This window comes from Pseudomonas sp. BBP2017 (genome assembly GCF_003024385.1).
In the GTDB taxonomy this organism is placed as follows: Bacteria; Pseudomonadota; Gammaproteobacteria; order Pseudomonadales; family Pseudomonadaceae; genus Aquipseudomonas.
In genome coordinates this window covers 73,575-92,272 of record NZ_PVZN01000016.1, presented here as the reverse complement: position 1 = coordinate 92,272, position 18,698 = coordinate 73,575, and the positions used below count along the sequence as shown (strand labels likewise).

Below are 18,698 nucleotides of genomic sequence, written 5' to 3'. Positions count from 1 at the left end.
TATGGCTACAGATCAGCGGTTGGGTTGCGGGGTCAGGCGCAGGTATGGCTTGACCGCCCGATAACCCTTCGGAAAGCGTTGCTTGATTTCGTCTTCATCCTTGAGCGAGGGCACGATCACCACCTCGTCACCGTCCTGCCAGTTGGCCGGCGTGGCAACCTTGTGGTTGTCGGTCAGCTGCAACGAGTCGATCACCCGCAGGATCTCGTGGAAGTTGCGCCCGGTACTGGCCGGGTAAGTAATGGTCAGGCGGATCTTCTTGTTCGGGTCGATGACGAACAAGGAACGAACCGTCAGGGTGTCGCTGGCATTGGGATGAATCAGGTCGTAGAGGTCGGAAACCTTGCGGTCGGCATCGGCCAGGATCGGGAAATTGACGATGGTGTTCTGGGTTTCGTTGATGTCTTCGATCCAGCGCTGGTGGGAGTCCACCGGGTCGACCGACAAGGCGATGGCCTTGACCCCGCGTTCGGCGAACTGCTCCTTGAGCTTGGCGGTAAAACCAAGCTCGGTGGTGCACACCGGGGTGAAATCGGCCGGGTGCGAGAACAGCACGCCCCAGCTGTTGCCCAGCCATTCATGGAAACGGATCTTGCCGGCGCTGGATTCCTGTTCGAAGTCGGGGGCGATGTCGCCGAGTCTGAGGCTCATGGTGCGGCTCCTTGGCTGGGTTTGGTATGGGGTTACTGTGCCTGCACTGGAATAAAAACAAAAAGAATAAATATTGATTTATCTATAACTTTTTAACCTATAAATCAGCAGGCACAAAAAAGCCTCGCATCAAGCGAGGCTTCTCGTTTCAACCGGACTTACATGAAGCTGTAAGTGTAGTTGAAGATCAGGCGGGTTTGGTCCTGGTCGCGAGCGGACTCGGAACCTTCACCACGGTAAACGCCATGACGCAGGCTGGCGCCCAAGCCTTTGAGGGTGCCTTCCTGAATAACGTAATCGACACGCGCGTCGCGTTCCCACTCGTCATACGTACCGTTGCCGGACTTGTAGCGAACGTCATCACCGCGCAGGTAGTTGACCGAAGCCTTCAGGCCTGGCACGCCCAGACGTGCGAAGTCATACGCGTACTGACCGAAAGTGGTGTTCTCGCCAGCACGGACAAACGAGTTGATCATGCTGTCGGTGAACAGGTAGAAGCTCGAGCCGCCGTTGCCTTCGTTGCGGGTAGTGCCATCTCTGAGGACGTCACCTTGGCCCAGGTAGACGAAACCACCGTCATCGCCGACCTGCTGATGACCGAGCAGGAACGAGTGACCACCCAAAGTGTAGGTGAACATGGCGCTCCAGGTCTTGTTATCGACCTCGCCTTTGTTCTTGGCATAGCCACCGTTGTTGCTGAAGATGTGATCAGCATCACCATCACTGTTCGCGCCATCGCTGCTGCTGTCGAAGTAGCGCAGGTCGGTTTTGAAGGATTGGTCGTCAGCAATCGGGAAAACGTGGGTCAGGCCCAGGAAGTGCTGCTTGTAGTAGTCTTCCAGGTTCGCGTAGTAGTACTGCAGGGTCAGGTCTTTGGTGACCTTCCAGTCGCCACCGGCGAACTGGAACTTATTGCTGTCCTGGGTGCCACCTGCAACAGCCAGACCGGTACGGTTGCTCGACGCACGGCCCATGGCGTGAGTCAGCTGACCGGCGTTCAGGGTCAGGTTGTCGATTTCCTTCGACTGGATGGTGCCACCTTCAAACGTTTGCGGCAGCAGACGGCCATCGTTCGCTACGAGGATTGGCAGGGTAGGTGCCAGGGCGCTACCGAAGTGAGCTTCAGTCTTGGAGAAACGTGCTTTGGCATTGGCACCAAAGCGCCCCCACTGGCTCTCAGCCGATTTATCGGTGTCGCTTGGGAAGAAGGTGCTGCTATCCGGGTGGTGGCCTTTACCGCCATCCAGGTGAATACCCCACAGGGCTTGCGCATCAACACCGAAACCAACGGGCCCCTCGGTGAAGCCCGAGATGTAGTCGAGCTTAAAGCCCTGGCCAGATTCACGGTTGTCGGCGTTTTTGCCATGGAGCTCGCGGTTATCGTTATCGAAATACATGGTCCGCGAACTAACCGACAACTTGCTGTCTTCAACGAAACCGGCGGCATTCGCTTGCTGGGCCAGAACCCCTACGGCCACGGCGAATGCCAAGGTCGACTTGTACATGTTTTGCTCCTCTACGTTTCTAATTCTTGTGTGTCGCTTACGGCAGGATCTATCGCCCTGCTCGACGTCGATTGGCGATTAGCACCAAAGCGTGACTGTCACGTCAATCGTAACTATTCGTTTCACGACTTTGGTCTAATGCGCCAACCCTTGGGCCAAGGATAATGACAATCCTATAAATCCAAAAAGACTTATTTCGTAATTTTTCAGATTATTACGGAATATGGACAGAAATTTCTCCGCTGCCATTATCGGCACATGCGCAAATTCCTAAAGGCTATTTGCTTGCAGATTTTTAGATCGTTTAGCTTTGAGGCGCCGCATTTACCCACCGCCCCCCTTCTGCAGCTCGACCTCATCCTTTCGTTTTCTGCAGGCCTTGGCATTGACCACCGTCAGGTTTGGAAGACGACCGCTCCCGCGCACGCCCGGTCACTTAAAGCGATTGGCTCCTAAGCTAATGCTAAAAAGTTATTTATTTTACATTTCTTAGATCACTTAGTCTTTCAGCCATGGCTTCCCCACCGACCGCCTGACAAGGAGTTCACCATGACCCTGCATGCTCCGCTGCGCCTGTTCGCCGCCCTGACCCTGGCTGGCGCCAGCTGGTTCGCTCAGGCGGCTGACCTGACCGTTGCCTACCAGACTACTGTCGACCCGGCGAAAGTTGCCCAGGTCAACGGCGACTATGAAAAAGCCAGCAAGGCCAGCATCGACTGGCGCAAGTTCGACAGTGGCGCCGATGTGATCACCGCCGTGGCCTCCGGCGACGTGCAGATTGGCTACCTCGGTTCCAGCCCCCTGGCGGCCGCCGCGACCCGCAAGCTGCCGGTGGAAACCTTCCTGATTGCCACCCAGATCGGCGCCGCCGAAGCCCTGGTGGCGCGCGAAGGCGCCGGGATCAACTCGCCCCAGGACCTGATCGGCAAGAAAATCGCCGTGCCGTTCGTTTCAACCGGTCATTACAGCCTGCTGGCCGCGCTTAAACAGTGGAATATCGACCCGGCCAAGGTACAGATCCTCAACCTCGCGCCACCGGCGATCATCGCCGCCTGGAAACGCGGTGACATTGACGCCACCTACGTCTGGGACCCGGCCCTGGGTGTGGCCAAGGAAAACGGCAAGGTGCTGATCACCTCCGGCGAACTGGCCGAGAAAGGCGCACCGACCTTCGATGCCTGGATCGTGCGCAAGGACTTTGCCGCCAAGCACCCGGAAATCGTCACGGCCTTCGCCAACGTCACCCTCGATGCCTACGCCGACTACCGCAAAGACCCACAAGCCTGGCTGGCCGATCAGAGTAACGTCGACAAACTGGTCAAGCTCTCCGGCGCCAAAGCCACGGACATTCCGGCCCTGCTGCAAGGCAACGTGTTCCCGCTGGCAGCCGAGCAGCTTGCCGCACTCGGTGCACCGACCACCCAGGCCATCACCGCCACCGCCACCTTCCTCAAGGAACAGGGCAAGGTTGAAGCGGTACTGCCGGACTACGCGCCGTACGTCAGCGCCAAGTTCATCGCCAACTGATCGGAGCTCGTCATGGCATTGCTTGAGCTGGAGCGCATCAGCGCACAGTACCCCGGCGCAGCCGAACCGGTGCTGGCCGATATCAACCTGAGCCTGGGCCCACAGCAGTTGCTGGTGGCCCTCGGCCCGTCGGGCAGCGGCAAGACCTCGCTGCTCAATCTGATCGCCGGATTCGTCACGCCCAGTGCCGGACGCATCAGCCTCGATGGTGTGCCGGTGCAAGGCCCGAGTGCCGAGCGCGGCGTGGTATTCCAGGACGATGCCCTGCTGCCCTGGCAGGATGTCCTGGCCAACGTTGCCTTCGGCCTGGAACTGGCGGGTGTGCCGCGCCCCGAGCGTGAACGCAAGGCCCGGGAAATGCTCGCCCTGGTTGACCTGGCCGACTTCGGCACGCGGCGCATCTGGCAATTGTCCGGTGGTCAGAAACAACGTGTAGGTCTGGCCCGCGCCTTGGCCGCCGATCCGCGGGTACTGTTGATGGACGAGCCGTTCGGTGCCCTCGATGCCTTTACCCGTGAACAGATGCAGGAGTTGCTCCTGCAGGTTTGGCAACGCACGGCCAAACCGGTGTTACTGATCACCCACGACATCGAAGAAGCAGTGTTCCTCGCCAGCGACCTGATCTTGCTGGCACCCAATCCAGGGCAGATCGTCGAACGCCTGCAGCTGGATTTCGGTCAGCGTTACGCCGCCGGCGAGTCGGCCAGGGCGATCAAATCCGATCCGCGCTTTATCGAAACCCGCGAGCACGTGCTGAGCCGGGTGTTTTCTCAACGTAGCGCCGCCGTGCGGCAGGAGTTCGCATGAGCAGCCTGGAAGTGCCGGTCGCGGCCAAACGCAGTACTTCCTCTGCACCGCCTGCAAAGATCCGCCGCAGCCTGAGTACCCGCTGGATCAGCGGCCTGACCCTGGCCACCCTGCTCCTGCTGTGGTGGGCGGTGACCGCCGCCGAGTGGATCGAACCGTTGTTCCTGCCGTCCCCTGAGGCCGTGCTGAGCAAGGCCTGGTTGCTGCTGACCCAGGGCTATATGGAGTCAACCCTGTGGCAACACCTGGGCGCGAGCCTGGAACGCATCGGTCTGGCACTGGGCGCGGCGATTGTCACAGCGATTCCGATCGGCATCGCTATCGGCCACAACCGAATTGCCCGCGGCATTCTCGATCCGCTGATCGAGTTCTACCGCCCTATTCCGCCCCTGGCCTACCTGCCACTGATTGTGATCTGGTGCGGCATTGGTGAGCTGTCGAAGGTATTGCTGATCTACCTGGCAATCTTCGCCCCGATTGCCATTGCCACCGCCACCGGCGTGCGCACGGTCGATCCGAGCAAGCTGCGGGCGGCGCAATCCCTGGGGGCTTCCCGGGCCCAGCTGATCCGCCATGTCGTCCTGCCCAGCGCCCTGCCCGAGATCCTCACCGGTGTACGCATCGGCCTGGGCGTGGGCTGGTCGACCCTGGTCGCCGCCGAGCTGATTGCCGCCACCAGCGGCCTGGGCTTCATGGTCCAGTCGGCTGCGCAGTTTCTGGTTACCGATGTAGTGGTGCTGGGCATCCTGGTGATCGCGCTGATCGCCTTTGCCCTGGAAATGGGGCTGCGCGCCCTGCAGCGCAAACTGGTGCCCTGGCACGGCCAGAGTCATTGAAGAGCCATCGAGAATAGCCATGAGCCTGACCATTACCCCGCTGAGCACTGCACTCGGCGCACAGATCAGCGGTATCGACCTCAGCCGCGCGATCAACGACGAACAACGTGACACCCTCGAGCAGGCCCTGCTCAAGCATCAGGTGCTGTTCTTCCGTGACCAGCCGATCAACCCGCAGCAGCAGGCGGCGTTCGCCGCGCGCTTTGGCGACCTGCATATTCATCCGATCTACCCCAACGTGCCGGAAACCCCGCAGGTGCTGGTCCTCGACACCGCCGTGACAGACGTGCGCGACAACGCCATCTGGCACACCGACGTGACCTTCCTGCCGACCCCGGCATTGGGTGCGGTCCTCAGCGCCAAGCAACTGCCGAGCTATGGTGGCGATACCTTGTGGGCCAGCGGCATCGCAGCCTTCGAGGCCTTGTCGGCACCGCTCAAGCAATTGCTCGACGGGCTGACCGCGACCCATGATTTCACCAAATCCTTCCCACTCGAGCGCTTCGGCACCACGCCCGAAGACCTGCAACGCTGGGAGACGACGCGGCGCAACAACCCGCCGTTGTCACACCCGGTGATCCGCACCCACCCGGTGAGCGGGCGCCAGTCGCTGTTCGTCAATGACGGTTTCACCACGAGGATAAATGAGCTGAGCGAGGCGGAAAGCGAGGCGATACTGAAGTTGCTGTTCGCCCATACCACACGGCCGGAGTTCACCATCCGCTGGCGCTGGCAGGAGCATGACGTGGCCTTCTGGGACAACCGCGTGACCCAGCATTACGCGGTGGACGACTACCGGCCACAGCGGCGGGTGATGCATCGGGCAACGATTCTCGGGGATGCGCCGTTCTGACTATTGATCGCGGGGCAAGCCCGCTCCCACAGCGAATCTCGGTGGGAGCGGGCTTGCCCCGCGATGCTCTTAACGCACCAAATGCAAAAACTGCATATGCCGTTCGTACTGATCAAGGATGTCGTTGATGATCTGCTCCTTGCTGTAGCCCACCAGGTCATAGTCCTGGCTGCCTTCGCTCAGATGCACCTCGGCGCGATAGTAACGACGGTTCTTCAATTCCTGGCTGCCCAGCCCGCCCAAGGCAAATGATGGCGTGAAGTAGCCACGCATCTGCACCTGATAAATGAAGGGCTGCTCCTCTCCATGACCGATCTTCAGACTGACGTTGTCATGGCTCGGGTCTTCCTGGGTAATGACGTTCAGGCCCTTCTCAACGAACACCTCGGTCACCTCGGCTATCGCCGGTCGCACCACGTCATCCATGAACCGGTAGACTTCGTCGCGCGACGGGAAATGCACCGCCTGGCTCAGACGCTGACGCCAGCCACCGCGGCCACGGCGCGAGTTGGCGAACGGCGCCAGCGAATGCATCTGTGCAATCTGGCGCTGCGACTCCAGGTAAAACGCCTTGTGCAGGCCCCACATCATCGCCAGGAGAATCACCGAGAACGGCAACGAAGTAAGCACCACCGCCGATTTCAATGAGTCGATGCTGCCGGCGAACAACAGGCCGATGGTCACCAGGGCAGTCATTGCCCCCCAGAACACCCGCAGCCAGTTCGGCCCGTCTTCGTCGGCATTGCCGCCACGGGCGGACAAGGTCGACAGCACCACGGTGCCGGAGTCGGCCGAGGTGACAAAGAACACAAAGCTGATGAACACCGTGACGGCGATGACCGTCTTGCTCCAGGGATAAGTTTCCAGCAGCAGGTAGAGGGTCATCGAGGGGTTGTCGATAGCCGACTGGCCCAGCGCGGTCATGCCGTGATCGAGTACCTGCGACATTGCGCTGTTGCCGAAGATCGACATCCACGCCAGGGTGAAACCCAGCGGGATCAGCAGCACACCGAAGACGAACTCACGGATGGTCCGGCCACGGGAGATCCGCGCAATGAACAGCCCGACAAAGGGCGCCCAGGCAATCCACCAGGCCCAGTAGAACACGGTCCAGCCACCCAGCCAGTCTCTGGCTTCGTTATAGGCATACACATCGAAACTCTTCCTCGGCAACGCGCCCAGGTAGTCACCCAGGTTCTGGATCAAGGTATTGAACAGGTGCTGGGTGGGCCCGGCGAACAGGACGAACAGCAACAGCCCGCAGGCCAGGAACATGTTGATGTCGGACATCACCCGCACGCCCTTCTCGACCCCGGCCACGGCAACCGCCACCGCCGCGCCCATCATCAGGGTGATCAGCACCACCTGCACCCACTGGGCGTGGGGAATGCCGAACAGGTAATCCAGGCCCGAGTTCAGGTGCAGCACGCCAAAGCCCATGTCGGCACCCAGGCCGAACACCGTGGCGATGATGCCGAAGCCATCCACAGCATAGCCAATCGGCCCGTTGATACGCTTGCCGATCAGCGGGTACAGCGCCGAACGCAGGGCCAGCGGCAGGTTGTGGCGATAGGCGAAATAGGCCAGGGCCATGCCGACGAAGGCGAACACGCCCCAGCCGTGCAGGCCCCAATGCAGAAACAGCAACTGCATCGCCTGACGCCCGGCCTCGACCGTTCCGGCTTCACCCTGGGGTGGCTGAAGCATGTGGGTCAGGGGTTCGGAGACGCAAAAGAAGAACAAGGTAATGCTGATACCGGCGGCGAACAGCATGCCGGCCCACGACAGGTAGCTGAACTCGGGTTCGTCGTGGTCGGCACCGAGCTTGATCTTGCCGTAGCCGGACAAGGCGGTGACCACCACGAAGACCAGGTACAGGGTCATCGCCAGCATGTAGTACCAGCCGACCGTATTGGCCGCCCAGTTCTGTGCCGCCAGCAACCACTCACCGGCCGCTTGCGGATTGCTGATGACCACCAGTGCGAAAATCAGGATAAAGCTCGCCGCGAAATAGAAAACCGGCGGATTCATGCGGATCTTGCCGCTAGGTAAAGAACTCGGTGCACTCATTGAACGTGCACCTCGATATGAGGGAAAAGGCTTGGATTGAACGGGTTCAGCAAAGGGTGTCCTCCTGTTGAACGCCGGCAGCGGACCACCGTTTTAACTTGAACAAGCGTTCAAGTTAAACATGGATGGGGTCCGCAATGCGACCCAATGCCGCAATCCAAGCCCTGGATCGGCTACTTCTGGGTCCCGTCATCGTGCTGCAGATTGGCCTGGGTCAGGTTGCTGCCCGGGGCCACACTGCGGGTCAACCAGACGTTGCCGCCGATGGTCGAACCCTTGCCAATGGTGATGCGTCCCAGAATAGTCGCACCGGCATAAATCACCACGTCGTCCTCGACGATCGGGTGGCGCGGATGGCCCTTCTGCAATTGCCCGTCCTCATCCGCCGGGAAGCGTTTGGCCCCCAGGGTCACGGCCTGATAAATGCGCACCCGCTCGCCGATGATTGCCGTTTCGCCGATCACCACACCGGTGCCATGGTCGATGAAGAAGCTTTTGCCGATCTGGGCACCCGGATGGATGTCGATACCGGTGGCCGAATGCGCCAGCTCCGAGCTGATCCGTGCCAGCAAAGGCAGGCCGGAGCGGTAAAGGTGATGGGCCAGACGGTGATGGATCACCGCCAGGATTCCCGGGTAGCACAGCAACACTTCATCGACGCTGCGCGCCGCCGGGTCGCCGTGAAAGGCTGCCAGCACATCGGTGTCGAGCACACTGCGCAGGCCCGGCAACGCGGCAGCGAAGTCCTGGATCAAACGCAGTGCCGTGGCGTCAACGTCGGCGGTGTTGCACTTGCCGTGACGAGCAACATAGCGCAATTCCAGGCGCGCCTGGGCCAGCAAGGCGGTCAGGGCCGAATCGAGGGTATGCCCGACGTAAAAATCTTCGCTTTCCTCACGCAGGTCCACCGGCCCCAGGCGCATGGGAAACAGCGCCCCGCACAATTGCTCGAGGATGTGACGCATGGCTTCGCGCGAAGGCAGTTCGCGACCACCCTGCTCACCACTACTACGACCATTGCTGCTGCGCCACTTGTCACGGGCGCTACGCAAGCCGGCAACAATGCCCTGCAGTTGCCAATGCCCTGTCTGCGCGTTTTCGCTCACGGTTACGTCTCCTGCCGCGGCGGCGGTAATGGAATGAGAAGGCCGCCAGATAGACGCTCACTTTACGGCAAATGGCCGCGAGAGAAAAAATAACCCTTTATTCCAAAACGCAATAAAGCCGGCATAAGCCGGTAGGAGCGAGCTTGCCTCGCGATGCGATCGACCAGACAAAACGCTATCGCGGGGCAAGCCCGCTCCCACAGAAGCCCGGTCCCACCACCGCTTACAGGGCCGGGAGTTGCCCACCGGCCCAGTGCTGCCTATAGTCGGATTTTCCCTTGCAGATGTATTGCCATGATCGACCGACAGCTCTCCCGCTTCAATCGTCTGGACCTGCTTGGCGCGCCGACCGCGCTGGAAAAGCTGCACCGCCTCTCGGCCTGGGCGGGCCGCGACATTTATGCCAAACGCGACGACTGCACACCCCTTGCCCTGGGCGGCAACAAGCTGCGCAAACTCGAATACCTGGCCGCCGATGCCTTGAGCAAGGGTGCCGATACCTTGGTCACGGCCGGGGCGATCCAGTCCAACCATGTGCGCCAGACTGCTGCCCTGGCGGCCAAACTCGGCCTCGGCTGCGTGGCCCTGCTGGAAAACCCGATCGGCACTGACTCGCTCAATTACCAGCACAACGGCAACCGCCTGCTGCTGGAGTTGTTCGACGCCAAGGTCGAGCTTGTGGATAACCTCGACAATGCCGACGAGCAACTGCAAGCCCTGGCCGTGCGCCTGCACGCCAGCGGGCGCAAACCCTACATCATGCCTATTGGCGGCTCCAACGCGCTCGGTGCGCTGGGTTATGTGCGCGCCGGCCTGGAGCTGGCCGCCCAGATCGAGCACTGCGGTGAACAGTTCGCCGGGGTGATCCTCGCCTCCGGCAGTGCCGGCACCCATAGCGGCCTGGCCATCGCCCTGGCCGAGAAATTGCCACAGTTGCCGGTGATCGGCGTTACCGTGTCGCGCAGTGACGAAGCGCAGCGGCCAAAAGTCGAGGGGCTGGCCGAGCGTACCGCCGAACTGCTGGGCATTCGCCTGCCCGAGACATTCAAGATCGAACTCTGGGACGAGTACTTCGCCCCGCGTTATGGCGAACCGAACGCCGGCACCCTCGCCGCGATTCGCCTGCTGGCAAGCCAGGAAGGTTTATTACTGGACCCGGTGTACACCGGCAAGGCCATGGCCGGCCTGCTCGACGGTATTGCCCGCCAGCGTTTCGACGATGGCCCGCTGATTTTCCTGCATACCGGTGGGGCACCGGCATTATTCGCCTACCCTGAGGTCTGGAATAGCTGAATGTAATATTCATAAATAATATAAGAAAATGAATTTATATTATTTTTAAGCCTATTAGCGTCACCCTATAGTCGCCAACCACTACACAACAACATTGGGGCTTCGTCATGACAGTAATCGCTAAACAGCTTCTCAATGCGGGCGTCGCCCTGCTGCTGGGCGCCAGTCTGCTCGGTCAGGCGGTTGCTGGCGAGCAGCTGAAAACCATCAAGGACAAGGGGGTAATCAACATCGGCCTGGAAGGCACCTACCCGCCGTTCAGCTACGTCGACGAGAGCGGCAAACTTTCAGGTTTTGAAGTGGAGCTGTCAGAGGCCCTGGCCAAGGAGCTGGGCGTCAAGGCGAAGATCCAGCCAACCAAGTGGGATGGCATCCTGGCTGCCCTGGAGTCCAAACGCCTGGACGCCGTGGTGAACCAGGTGACCATCTCCGAGGAGCGCAAGAAGAAGTACGACTTCTCCGAGCCCTACACCGTTTCCGGCATCCAGGCGCTGGTGCTGACGAAAAAGGCCTCCGAGCTGAACATCAAATCCGCAGCCGACCTGGGCGGCAAGAAGGTCGGGGTAGGCCTGGGCACCAACTACGAACAGTGGGTCAAAGCCAATGTACCTACCGCTGACGTGCGCACCTACGAAGACGATCCGACCAAGTTCCAGGAACTGCGTGTCGGCCGTATCGACGCCATCCTGATCGACCGCCTGGCCGCTCTGGAATACGCCAAAAAAGCCAAGGACACTACCGCTGCCGGTGACGCGTTCTCGCGTCAGGAAGCCGGTATCGCCCTGCGCAAGGGCGAGCCTGAACTGCTCGACGCCATCAACAAGGCACTGGACAAGCTGCGCGCCGACGGCACCCTGGCCAAGCTCTCTGAGAAGTACTTCGGCGCCGATGTGACTAAATGATCGAAGACAGCCTGCAGCTTGCGCTGGACAGCGCGCCCTTCCTGCTCAAGGGTGCGTACTTCACCGTCATTCTCAGCCTCGGCGGAATGTTCTTCGGCTTGCTGCTGGGCTTTGCCCTGGCCCTGATGCGCCTGTCACGCATCAAGCTGGTGAGCTGGATCGCACGGGTCTATGTGTCGTTCTTTCGCGGCACCCCGCTGCTGGTGCAGCTGTTCGTGATCTATTACGGCCTGCCCCAGGTAGGCCTGGAGCTGGACCCGCTACCGGCGGCGCTGATCGGCTTCTCGCTGAACATGGCCGCCTATGCCTGTGAAATCCTGCGCGCCGCGATCGGCTCCATCGACCGCGGTCAGTGGGAGGCCGCCGCCAGTATCGGCATGACCCGTGGCCAGGCCATGCGCCGGGCCATCCTGCCCCAGGCGGCGCGCACCGCGCTGCCGCCGTTGGGCAACAGTTTCATTTCACTGGTCAAGGACACCGCCCTGGCCGCGACCATCCAGGTGCCGGAGCTGTTCCGCCAGGCGCAGCTGATCACCGCGCGCACCTTCGAAGTCTTCACCATGTACCTTGCCGCCGCACTGATCTACTGGGTGCTGGCCAGCGTTCTCGCACACCTGCAGAACCGCCTGGAAGCGCGGGTCAACCGGCACGACCAGGAGTAATGCGTCATGATCGTGGTAGAGCGACTGAGCAAGCAGTTCAATGGCCAGACGGTCCTGAACGACATCAGCCTGAAGGTCGAGGCCGGCGAAGTCATTGCCATCATCGGCCCCAGCGGTTCCGGCAAAACCACCTTCCTGCGCTGCCTGAACCTGCTGGAAACGCCGAGCAGCGGCCGTATCCAGGTCGGTGATGTGACGATCGATGCCAACCTGCCCCTGACCAAACAGCAAGGATTGATCCGCAAACTGCGCCAGCAGGTCGGTTTCGTGTTCCAGAATTTCAACCTGTTTCCCCATCGCACGGCGCTGGAAAACGTTATCGAAGGACCACTGGTGGTCAAGAAGACCCCGCATGAGCAAGCCCTGGCCCTGGGCATGAAGCTATTGGCCAAAGTTGGCCTGGCGGGCAAAGAGGCGTCGTATCCGCGCAAACTATCCGGCGGCCAGCAGCAACGGGTGGCGATTGCCCGGGCCCTGGCCATGGAGCCCGAGGTGATTCTGTTCGACGAACCGACCTCGGCCCTGGACCCGGAACTGGTCGGCGAAGTGCTGGCAACCATCCGCGGCCTGGCCGAAGAAAAGCGCACGATGATCATCGTCACGCATGAAATGAGCTTCGCCCGCGATGTCGCCAACCGGGTGATCTTTTTCGACAAGGGCGTGATTGTCGAACAGGGTGAAGCCAGGGCGCTGTTTGCTCATCCCCGGGAAGAGCGAACCCGACAGTTCCTCGGCAAGTTCCTCGGCGTCCAGAACACCGGGTACTGAGTTCCCCACCAGACGCCATACCCACTCTCGCCCGCAGGTTTTCCCTGTGGGTGTAGTCCCGTTCCGAAGTTTTCCGCCAGCGGCCAAATGGCAGCGTGCGGGCTTGATCCTGCGCGTCGGGTGGCCAATAACCGCCAATCCAGCAGATGCTCATGCCAAGGATGCGCGCCATGCCCAATGTCAGCCAAGGACCCGAACTTTCCCCACCTATCCTCCCCGGCATCAATGCTGCCGGTATTGGATGCCACAGCGCCGCGCGATTACATGCACGCGTGCCGATCCAACCGCCCATGGAAGCCGGCGATCTGCTGACCTTGTTCTGGGGCCAGCGCTTTGTCGGCGCCCACACCCTGCAAGCCCATGAGCCGGATGGCAGCATCGACCTGTGCATACCCGCCAGCTTGCTGCACAACGGTATCCACCGCCTGCATTACCGCCTGCTCAAACCCGGCGACCACCCGCTGCGCTCACCCGAACTACAGGTCCTGGTAAAACTCGACTGCCCTGGAGGCAACAGCCCCCACGAGCACTTGCAGCCATTGCAGCTGGCAGGCCGCTTACGTCGCGAGGGCCTGTTTCTGCACACCCTGAACAACGACCTGCCCTGCACCCTGGCGCCTTACCGGAACATGGCCGAAGGTGACCGGATCACCTTGCGCTGGGGCGACCTGCGCGTGGATTTGCCTAGCGTGAGCAAGTGCCAGGTCGGCCAGCCGCTGCAGGCCAGGATTCCCCTGACATTGATCGAGGAAAACGGTCCCGACCCACATCTGGAACTGAGTTACTGCATTCTCGACCGGGTCGGCAACCGCTCGCAGTGGGCGCCGGCAGTGCATCTGAGAGTGTTTTCCGGGCGACCGTCGAGTACTTCTATGCATATTCCTACAAGTTAGTTTATTTAATTTTTATACAGCATTAGGGTATATGAACCGGACCACCGGACCAGCGCATTTCAGTCGGCGCAGCCCGCGCCGACCTCTTCAATACGTGAGGTTAGGTATGGTCAGGAACACAATCACCCCAGTGCGTAACGCCAGGGCATTGAGTGCAGCCAAGGAGCGGCACTGATGTCCAGTCTGGCAGATACCAACGTCCACAGTGATCTCGACAGCGCTCCGTTGCTGTTGCCGGCCAAAGTGCTGCGCAGCGACGCTGAGGCCTTGCAGGCCGCCCATGAGCTGGCTGAAGTTGCCCGCCACCAGGCCGCTCGACGCGACCAGCAACGCAAGCTGCCCTGGGCAGAAGTCGAACAGTTCACCCGCAGTGGCCTGGGCAGCATTTCCATTCCCCGCGCTTACGGCGGCGCCCAGGTGTCGTTTGTCACCATCGCCGAAGTGTTTCGCATCATCAGCGCCGCCGACCCGGCGCTGGGGCAAATCCCGCAAAACCAGTTCGGCATCCTGCAGTTGCTCAAAGGCACCGCCAGCGAGCGGCAGAAGGACCTGCTGTTCAAATCGGTACTCGACGGCTGGCGGATCGGCAATGCCGGCCCCGAACGCGGCAGCAAGCACACCCTGGAGCTCAAGGCGCGGATCACCCGCGAGGGTGATCACTATGTGCTCAGTGGCCAGAAGTTCTATTCCACCGGTGCGCTGTTCGCCCACTGGGTAGCGGTCAAAGCACTGAACGATGACGGCCGCCAGGTCATGGCCTTCGTCCGGCGCGGCACGCCAGGGCTGCGCATCGTCGATGACTGGTCCGGCTTCGGTCAGCGCACCACGGCCAGCGGCACCGTGCTGCTGGACCGGGTTCAGGTCGATGCCGAACTGGTGATCGATAACTGGCGCCAGAGCGAGGTACCGAACATCCAGGGCGCCGCTTCGCAATTGATCCAGGCCGCCATCGATGCCGGCATCGCCGAAGCGGCGGTCGCCGACGCCATCGCCTTTGTGCGGGAAAAGTCGCGGCCCTGGATCGATGCCAAGGTCGAGCGCGCCAGTGATGACCTCTATGTGATCGCCGATATCGGTCGCCTGCAACTTGAGCTGCACGCTGCCCAGGCCTTGTTGAGCAAGGCTGCGCGCATTCTCGATGAGGTCAACGCCGCGCCTGTGGATGCCTCCTCGGCAGCCCAGGCTTCGATTGCCGTGGCCGAAGCCAAGGTGCTGACCACCGAAATCGCCTTGCAGGCCAGCGAGAAACTCTTCGAACTGGCCGGCAGCCGCGCCACCCTCGCCGCGTTCAACCTCGACCGGCACTGGCGCAATGCCCGCGTACACACACTCCACGACCCGGTGCGCTGGAAATACCACGCCGTTGGCGCCTATCACCTCAACGCTACCTTGCCTGCCCGGCATTCCTGGATCTGACCAGAGCACTGGAGCCTATTTATGAGCCTTCTGCCACAACCGCACGAAAACGTCGCGGTCATCCACACTGACGCCCAGGCGTTGCAAATTGCCGAAGAACTGGCTGTCGAACTGCGCCGCGACAGCATCCTGCGCGACCGCGAACGCCGCCTGCCACACCCGGAACTGACGCTGTTTTCGCGCTCCGGCCTGTGGGCCATCAGCGTCCCCAAAGCCTTTGGCGGCGCCGGTGTCTCCAACGTCACCCTGGCCAAAGTGATCGCGCGCATCGCCCAGGCCGACGCCTCCCTGGGCCAGATTCCGCAAAACCATTTCTATGCCCTGGAAGTGCTGCGGGTAAATGGTAGCCCGCGGCAACAGCAGCGCCTGTACGCCGAAGTACTGGCCGGCAAACGCTTCGGTAACGCCCTGGCCGAACTTGGCACCAAAACCGCCCACGAGCGCACCACCGCACTGAGCCGTGACGGTGACGGCTACCGCATCAACGGGCGCAAGTTCTACGCCACCGGCGCCCTCTATGCCCAGCGCATACCGACTTCCGTGGTCGACGAGCAGGGTGTGCAGCAACTGGTATTTGTCCCTGCTGACAGCGCCGGGCTACAGGTGGTCGACGACTGGAGCGGCTTTGGCCAGCGCACTACCGGCAGCGGCTCGGTGCTGTTCGAGAATGTCCGGGTCGCCGCCGAGGACGTGGTGCCCTTCCAGAGCGCCTTCGAACGACCGACCACGGTCGGCCCGCTGGCGCAGATCCTCCACGCTGCGATCGACACCGGTATCGCCCGCGCCGCCTATGAAGACGCCCTGCAGTTCGTGCGTACCCGCAGTCGGCCGTGGATCGACTCCGGCATCGACAAAGCCAGCGACGACCCGCTGACCCTGAAGTCCTTCGGTCACCTGGCGATCCGTGTGCACGCCGCCGAGGCTCTGCTCGAACGCGCCGGCGAGTACCTCGACCAAGCCCAGACCGAACCCAACGCCAGCACCGTGGCCGCCGCCTCCATCGCCGTCGCCGAAGCCCGGGCGATCAGCACCGAAATCTCCCTGGCTGCCGGCAGCACCCTGTTCGAACTGGCGGGCAGCCAGGCCACCCTCGCCGAACATGGCCTGGATCGCCACTGGCGCAATGCCCGTGTGCATACCCTGCACGACCCGGTGCGCTGGAAGTACCACGCCATCGGCAACTACTACCTCAACGATGAAAACCCACCGCTGCGGGGGACCATCTGATGGCCAAGAAGAAAATCCTCCTCAATGCCTTCAACATGAACTGCATTGGCCACATCAACCACGGCCTGTGGACTCACCCGCGCGACACCTCCACCCAGTACAAGACTCTGGAGTACTGGACCGAGCTGGCCCAGTTGCTTGAGCGCGGGCTGTTCGACGGGCTGTTCATCGCCGACATCGTCGGTGTTTACGATGTTTACCAGAACAACGTCGAGGTGCCGCTCAAGGAGTCTATCCAGTTGCCGGTCAACGACCCGTTGCTGCTCGTGTCGGCCATGGCTGCGGTGACCCGTCACCTGGGCTTCGGCCTGACCGCCAACCTGACCTACGAGCAACCCTATCTGTTCGCCCGCAAGCTCTCGACCCTCGATCACCTGAGCCGCGGCCGCGTGGGCTGGAACATCGTCACCGGTTATCTGGACAGTGCCGCCCGGGCCATGGGTCTTGAACAACAAGCAGAACACGACCGCCGCTATGATCAGGCCGACGAGTACATGCAGGTGCTGTACAAACTGCTGGAGGGCAGCTGGGAAGACGGCGCAGTAACCAATGATCGCCAGCAGCGGGTCTACGCCCGCCCGGACAAAGTGCACAAGGTGCAGCACCAGGGCGAGTTCTACCGGGTCGAAGGCTATCACCTGTGCGAACCCTCGCCACAACGCACCCCGGTGCTGTTCCAGGCCGGCAGCTCCGAGCGCGGCCTGGGCTTTGCCGGCAACCATGCCGAGTGTGTGTTCATCAGCGGCCAGACCAAGGCCGGTACCCGTGCCCAGGTCGACAAGGTCCGTGCAGCTGCAATGGCCGCTGGCCGTGATCCCGAGGCGATCAAAGTGTTCATGGGCCTGACCGTGATCGTCGCACATACCGAGGAACAAGCCTGGGCCAAGCACGCCGAGTACCTGCATTACGCCAGCGCCGAAGCGGGTGTTGCGCACTTTGCCAGTTCCACCGGCATCGACTTTTCCGCGTACGCACTGGACGATCCGATCCAGTACATCAAAAGCAACGCCATCCAGTCGGCGACCAAGACCCTGCAGAACAACGACTGGACCCGGCGCAAACTGCTCGACCAGCACGCTCTTGGCGGGCGCTACATCACCCTGGTCGGCTCGCCGGCCCAGGTCGCCGACGAGCTGGAAAGCTGGATCGCCGAAACCGGCCTGGACGGCTTCAACCTGACCCGCACCGTAACCCCGGAAAGCTATGTCGATTTCATCGACCTAGTGATCCCCGAGTTGCAATGCCGAGGCTCCTACAAGACCGCCTACGAGCCAGGCAGCCTGCGCGAAAAACTCTTCGCCAGTGACCAGCCCCTGCTGCCCGCCGACCATCCCGGCGCCAGCTATCGCCACACCACCCCGACCGGAGCGCTACAGCATGCTTAAGACCTTACTTGCCCGCCCCGTTGCGGCCCTGGCTCTGACCCTCGCTCTGATTGGCAGCAGCCAGGCCGCCGATGCGTTAAAAGTCGGCACCACCGCAGCCTTCGCCATCCCGCTGGAAGCGGCCGTCAGTGAAGCGAAGAAACAGGGGCTGAATGTCGAACTGATCGAGTTCAGCGACTGGATCGCGCCAAACGTCAGCCTGGCCAGCGGTGACATCGATGTGAATTACTTCCAGCACATCCCGTTCCTGGAAAACGCCAAGGCTGCGGCCGGTTTTGATCTGGTGCCCTATGCATCGGGGATCATCAACAACGTCGGCCTGTACTCGAAAAAGTACAAGAGCTTTGATGAGTTGCCACAGGGCGCCAGCGTGGCCATCGCCAACGACCCGATCAACAGCGGCCGCGGCCTGCAACTGCTGGCCAAGGCCGGCCTGATCACCCTCAAACCCGGCGTGGGCTACAAGGCCACCGAAGAAGACATCATCGCCAATCCCAAACAGTTGAAAATCCTCCAGGTCGAAGCCGTGCAACTGGTGCGTGCCTACGATGATGCCGACCTGGTCCAGGGTTACCCGGCCTACATCCGCCTGGCCAATACGTTCGATGCCACCTCGGCCCTGCTGTTCGACGGCCTAGATCACAAGGAGTACGTGATCCAGTTCGTCATCCGCCCGCAGAACAAGGACGATCCGCGCCTGGCCAAATTCATCGACATCTACCAGCACTCGCCTGCAGTCCGTGCCGCGCTCGACAAAGCCCACGGCAAGCTTTACCAACCGGGCTGGGAGAGCTGAG

Annotated in this window: 17 protein-coding genes; 13 read left to right on the top strand and 4 right to left on the bottom strand. The window is 61.4% G+C overall.

All coding sequences use genetic code 11. The annotated features are described in order from the left end of the window. Nucleotides 1–12: 12 nt before the first annotated feature. Entirely contained in the window at nucleotides 13–651 is a 639-nt protein-coding gene (locus C6382_RS18730) for a peroxiredoxin (RefSeq protein WP_107025850.1), read from the bottom strand. A gap of 158 nt (nucleotides 652–809) precedes the next feature. Next, nucleotides 810–2,156 carry an OprD family porin gene (locus C6382_RS18725; RefSeq protein WP_107025849.1) on the bottom strand — a complete coding sequence of 449 codons (1,347 nt, stop codon included), beginning with the start codon at nucleotides 2,154–2,156 and terminating at the stop codon, nucleotides 810–812. Between the two features lie 549 nt (nucleotides 2,157–2,705). On the opposite strand from C6382_RS18725, the gene tauA reads away from it, so the two are divergent. The 4 genes from tauA to tauD are packed head-to-tail and all read left to right on the top strand — an operon-like array spanning nucleotide 2,706 to nucleotide 6,179. After that, complete coding sequence (gene tauA / locus C6382_RS18715; protein WP_107025847.1) at nucleotides 2,706–3,683, top strand: taurine ABC transporter substrate-binding protein; 978 nt, start codon at nucleotides 2,706–2,708, stop codon at nucleotides 3,681–3,683. Between the two features lie 12 nt (nucleotides 3,684–3,695). Continuing rightward, nucleotides 3,696–4,490, top strand: coding sequence for a taurine ABC transporter ATP-binding subunit (gene tauB, locus C6382_RS18710; protein WP_107025846.1), 795 nt, complete (start codon nucleotides 3,696–3,698; stop codon nucleotides 4,488–4,490). Continuing rightward, entirely contained in the window at nucleotides 4,487–5,326 is an 840-nt protein-coding gene (gene tauC / locus C6382_RS18705; protein WP_107025845.1) for a taurine ABC transporter permease TauC, read from the top strand. The genes tauB and tauC overlap by 4 nt, the downstream gene beginning before the upstream one ends. Before the next feature lie 19 nt (nucleotides 5,327–5,345). Then, nucleotides 5,346–6,179, top strand: a complete 834-nt coding sequence (gene tauD, locus C6382_RS18700) for a taurine dioxygenase (RefSeq protein ID WP_107025844.1) — start codon at nucleotides 5,346–5,348, stop codon at nucleotides 6,177–6,179. Nucleotides 6,180–6,248: 69 nt separating this feature from the next. Here the strand turns inward: tauD and betT are convergent, their stop codons facing one another. Together betT and epsC are read right to left on the bottom strand one after the other, a co-directional pair. After that, complete coding sequence (gene betT, locus C6382_RS18695) at nucleotides 6,249–8,210, bottom strand: choline transporter BetT (RefSeq protein ID WP_178082797.1); 1,962 nt, start codon at nucleotides 8,208–8,210, stop codon at nucleotides 6,249–6,251. Nucleotides 8,211–8,422: 212 nt separating this feature from the next. Next, entirely contained in the window at nucleotides 8,423–9,355 is a 933-nt protein-coding gene (gene epsC / locus C6382_RS18690) for a serine O-acetyltransferase EpsC (RefSeq protein ID WP_107025842.1), read from the bottom strand. 294 nt (nucleotides 9,356–9,649) lie between these two features. On the opposite strand from epsC, the gene C6382_RS18685 reads away from it, so the two are divergent. The 9 genes from C6382_RS18685 (at nucleotide 9,650) to C6382_RS18645 (ending at nucleotide 18,697) form a co-directional block, all read left to right on the top strand. Next, nucleotides 9,650–10,648, top strand: a complete 999-nt coding sequence (locus C6382_RS18685; protein WP_107025841.1) for a D-cysteine desulfhydrase — start codon at nucleotides 9,650–9,652, stop codon at nucleotides 10,646–10,648. 107 nt (nucleotides 10,649–10,755) lie between these two features. After that, a complete protein-coding gene (gene tcyJ / locus C6382_RS18680; protein ID WP_107025840.1) occupies nucleotides 10,756–11,550 on the top strand; it encodes a cystine ABC transporter substrate-binding protein in 795 nt (264 codons plus the stop codon). Further along, a complete protein-coding gene (gene tcyL, locus C6382_RS18675) occupies nucleotides 11,547–12,212 on the top strand; it encodes a cystine ABC transporter permease (RefSeq protein ID WP_107025839.1) in 666 nt (221 codons plus the stop codon). Before tcyJ ends, tcyL begins: the two co-directional genes overlap by 4 nt. A 6-nt stretch (nucleotides 12,213–12,218) precedes the next feature. Continuing rightward, a complete protein-coding gene (gene tcyN / locus C6382_RS18670; protein WP_107025838.1) occupies nucleotides 12,219–12,980 on the top strand; it encodes an L-cystine ABC transporter ATP-binding protein TcyN in 762 nt (253 codons plus the stop codon). 170 nt (nucleotides 12,981–13,150) lie between these two features. Then, nucleotides 13,151–13,873 carry a hypothetical protein gene (locus C6382_RS18665; protein ID WP_146146919.1) on the top strand — a complete coding sequence of 241 codons (723 nt, stop codon included), beginning with the start codon at nucleotides 13,151–13,153 and terminating at the stop codon, nucleotides 13,871–13,873. Nucleotides 13,874–14,047: 174 nt separating this feature from the next. Beyond that, nucleotides 14,048–15,289 carry an SfnB family sulfur acquisition oxidoreductase gene (locus tag C6382_RS18660; protein WP_107025836.1) on the top strand — a complete coding sequence of 414 codons (1,242 nt, stop codon included), beginning with the start codon at nucleotides 14,048–14,050 and terminating at the stop codon, nucleotides 15,287–15,289. Between the two features lie 21 nt (nucleotides 15,290–15,310). Then, complete coding sequence (locus C6382_RS18655) at nucleotides 15,311–16,516, top strand: SfnB family sulfur acquisition oxidoreductase (RefSeq protein ID WP_107025835.1); 1,206 nt, start codon at nucleotides 15,311–15,313, stop codon at nucleotides 16,514–16,516. After that, nucleotides 16,516–17,901, top strand: coding sequence for an LLM class flavin-dependent oxidoreductase (locus C6382_RS18650; protein WP_107025834.1), 1,386 nt, complete (start codon nucleotides 16,516–16,518; stop codon nucleotides 17,899–17,901). The genes C6382_RS18655 and C6382_RS18650 overlap by 1 nt, the downstream gene beginning before the upstream one ends. Next, nucleotides 17,894–18,697 (top strand): MetQ/NlpA family ABC transporter substrate-binding protein, encoded by an 804-nt coding sequence (locus C6382_RS18645; RefSeq protein ID WP_107025833.1) that lies wholly within the window; start codon nucleotides 17,894–17,896, stop codon nucleotides 18,695–18,697. Before C6382_RS18650 ends, C6382_RS18645 begins: the two co-directional genes overlap by 8 nt. The last annotated feature ends 1 nt before the right edge of the window (nucleotide 18,698 follow it).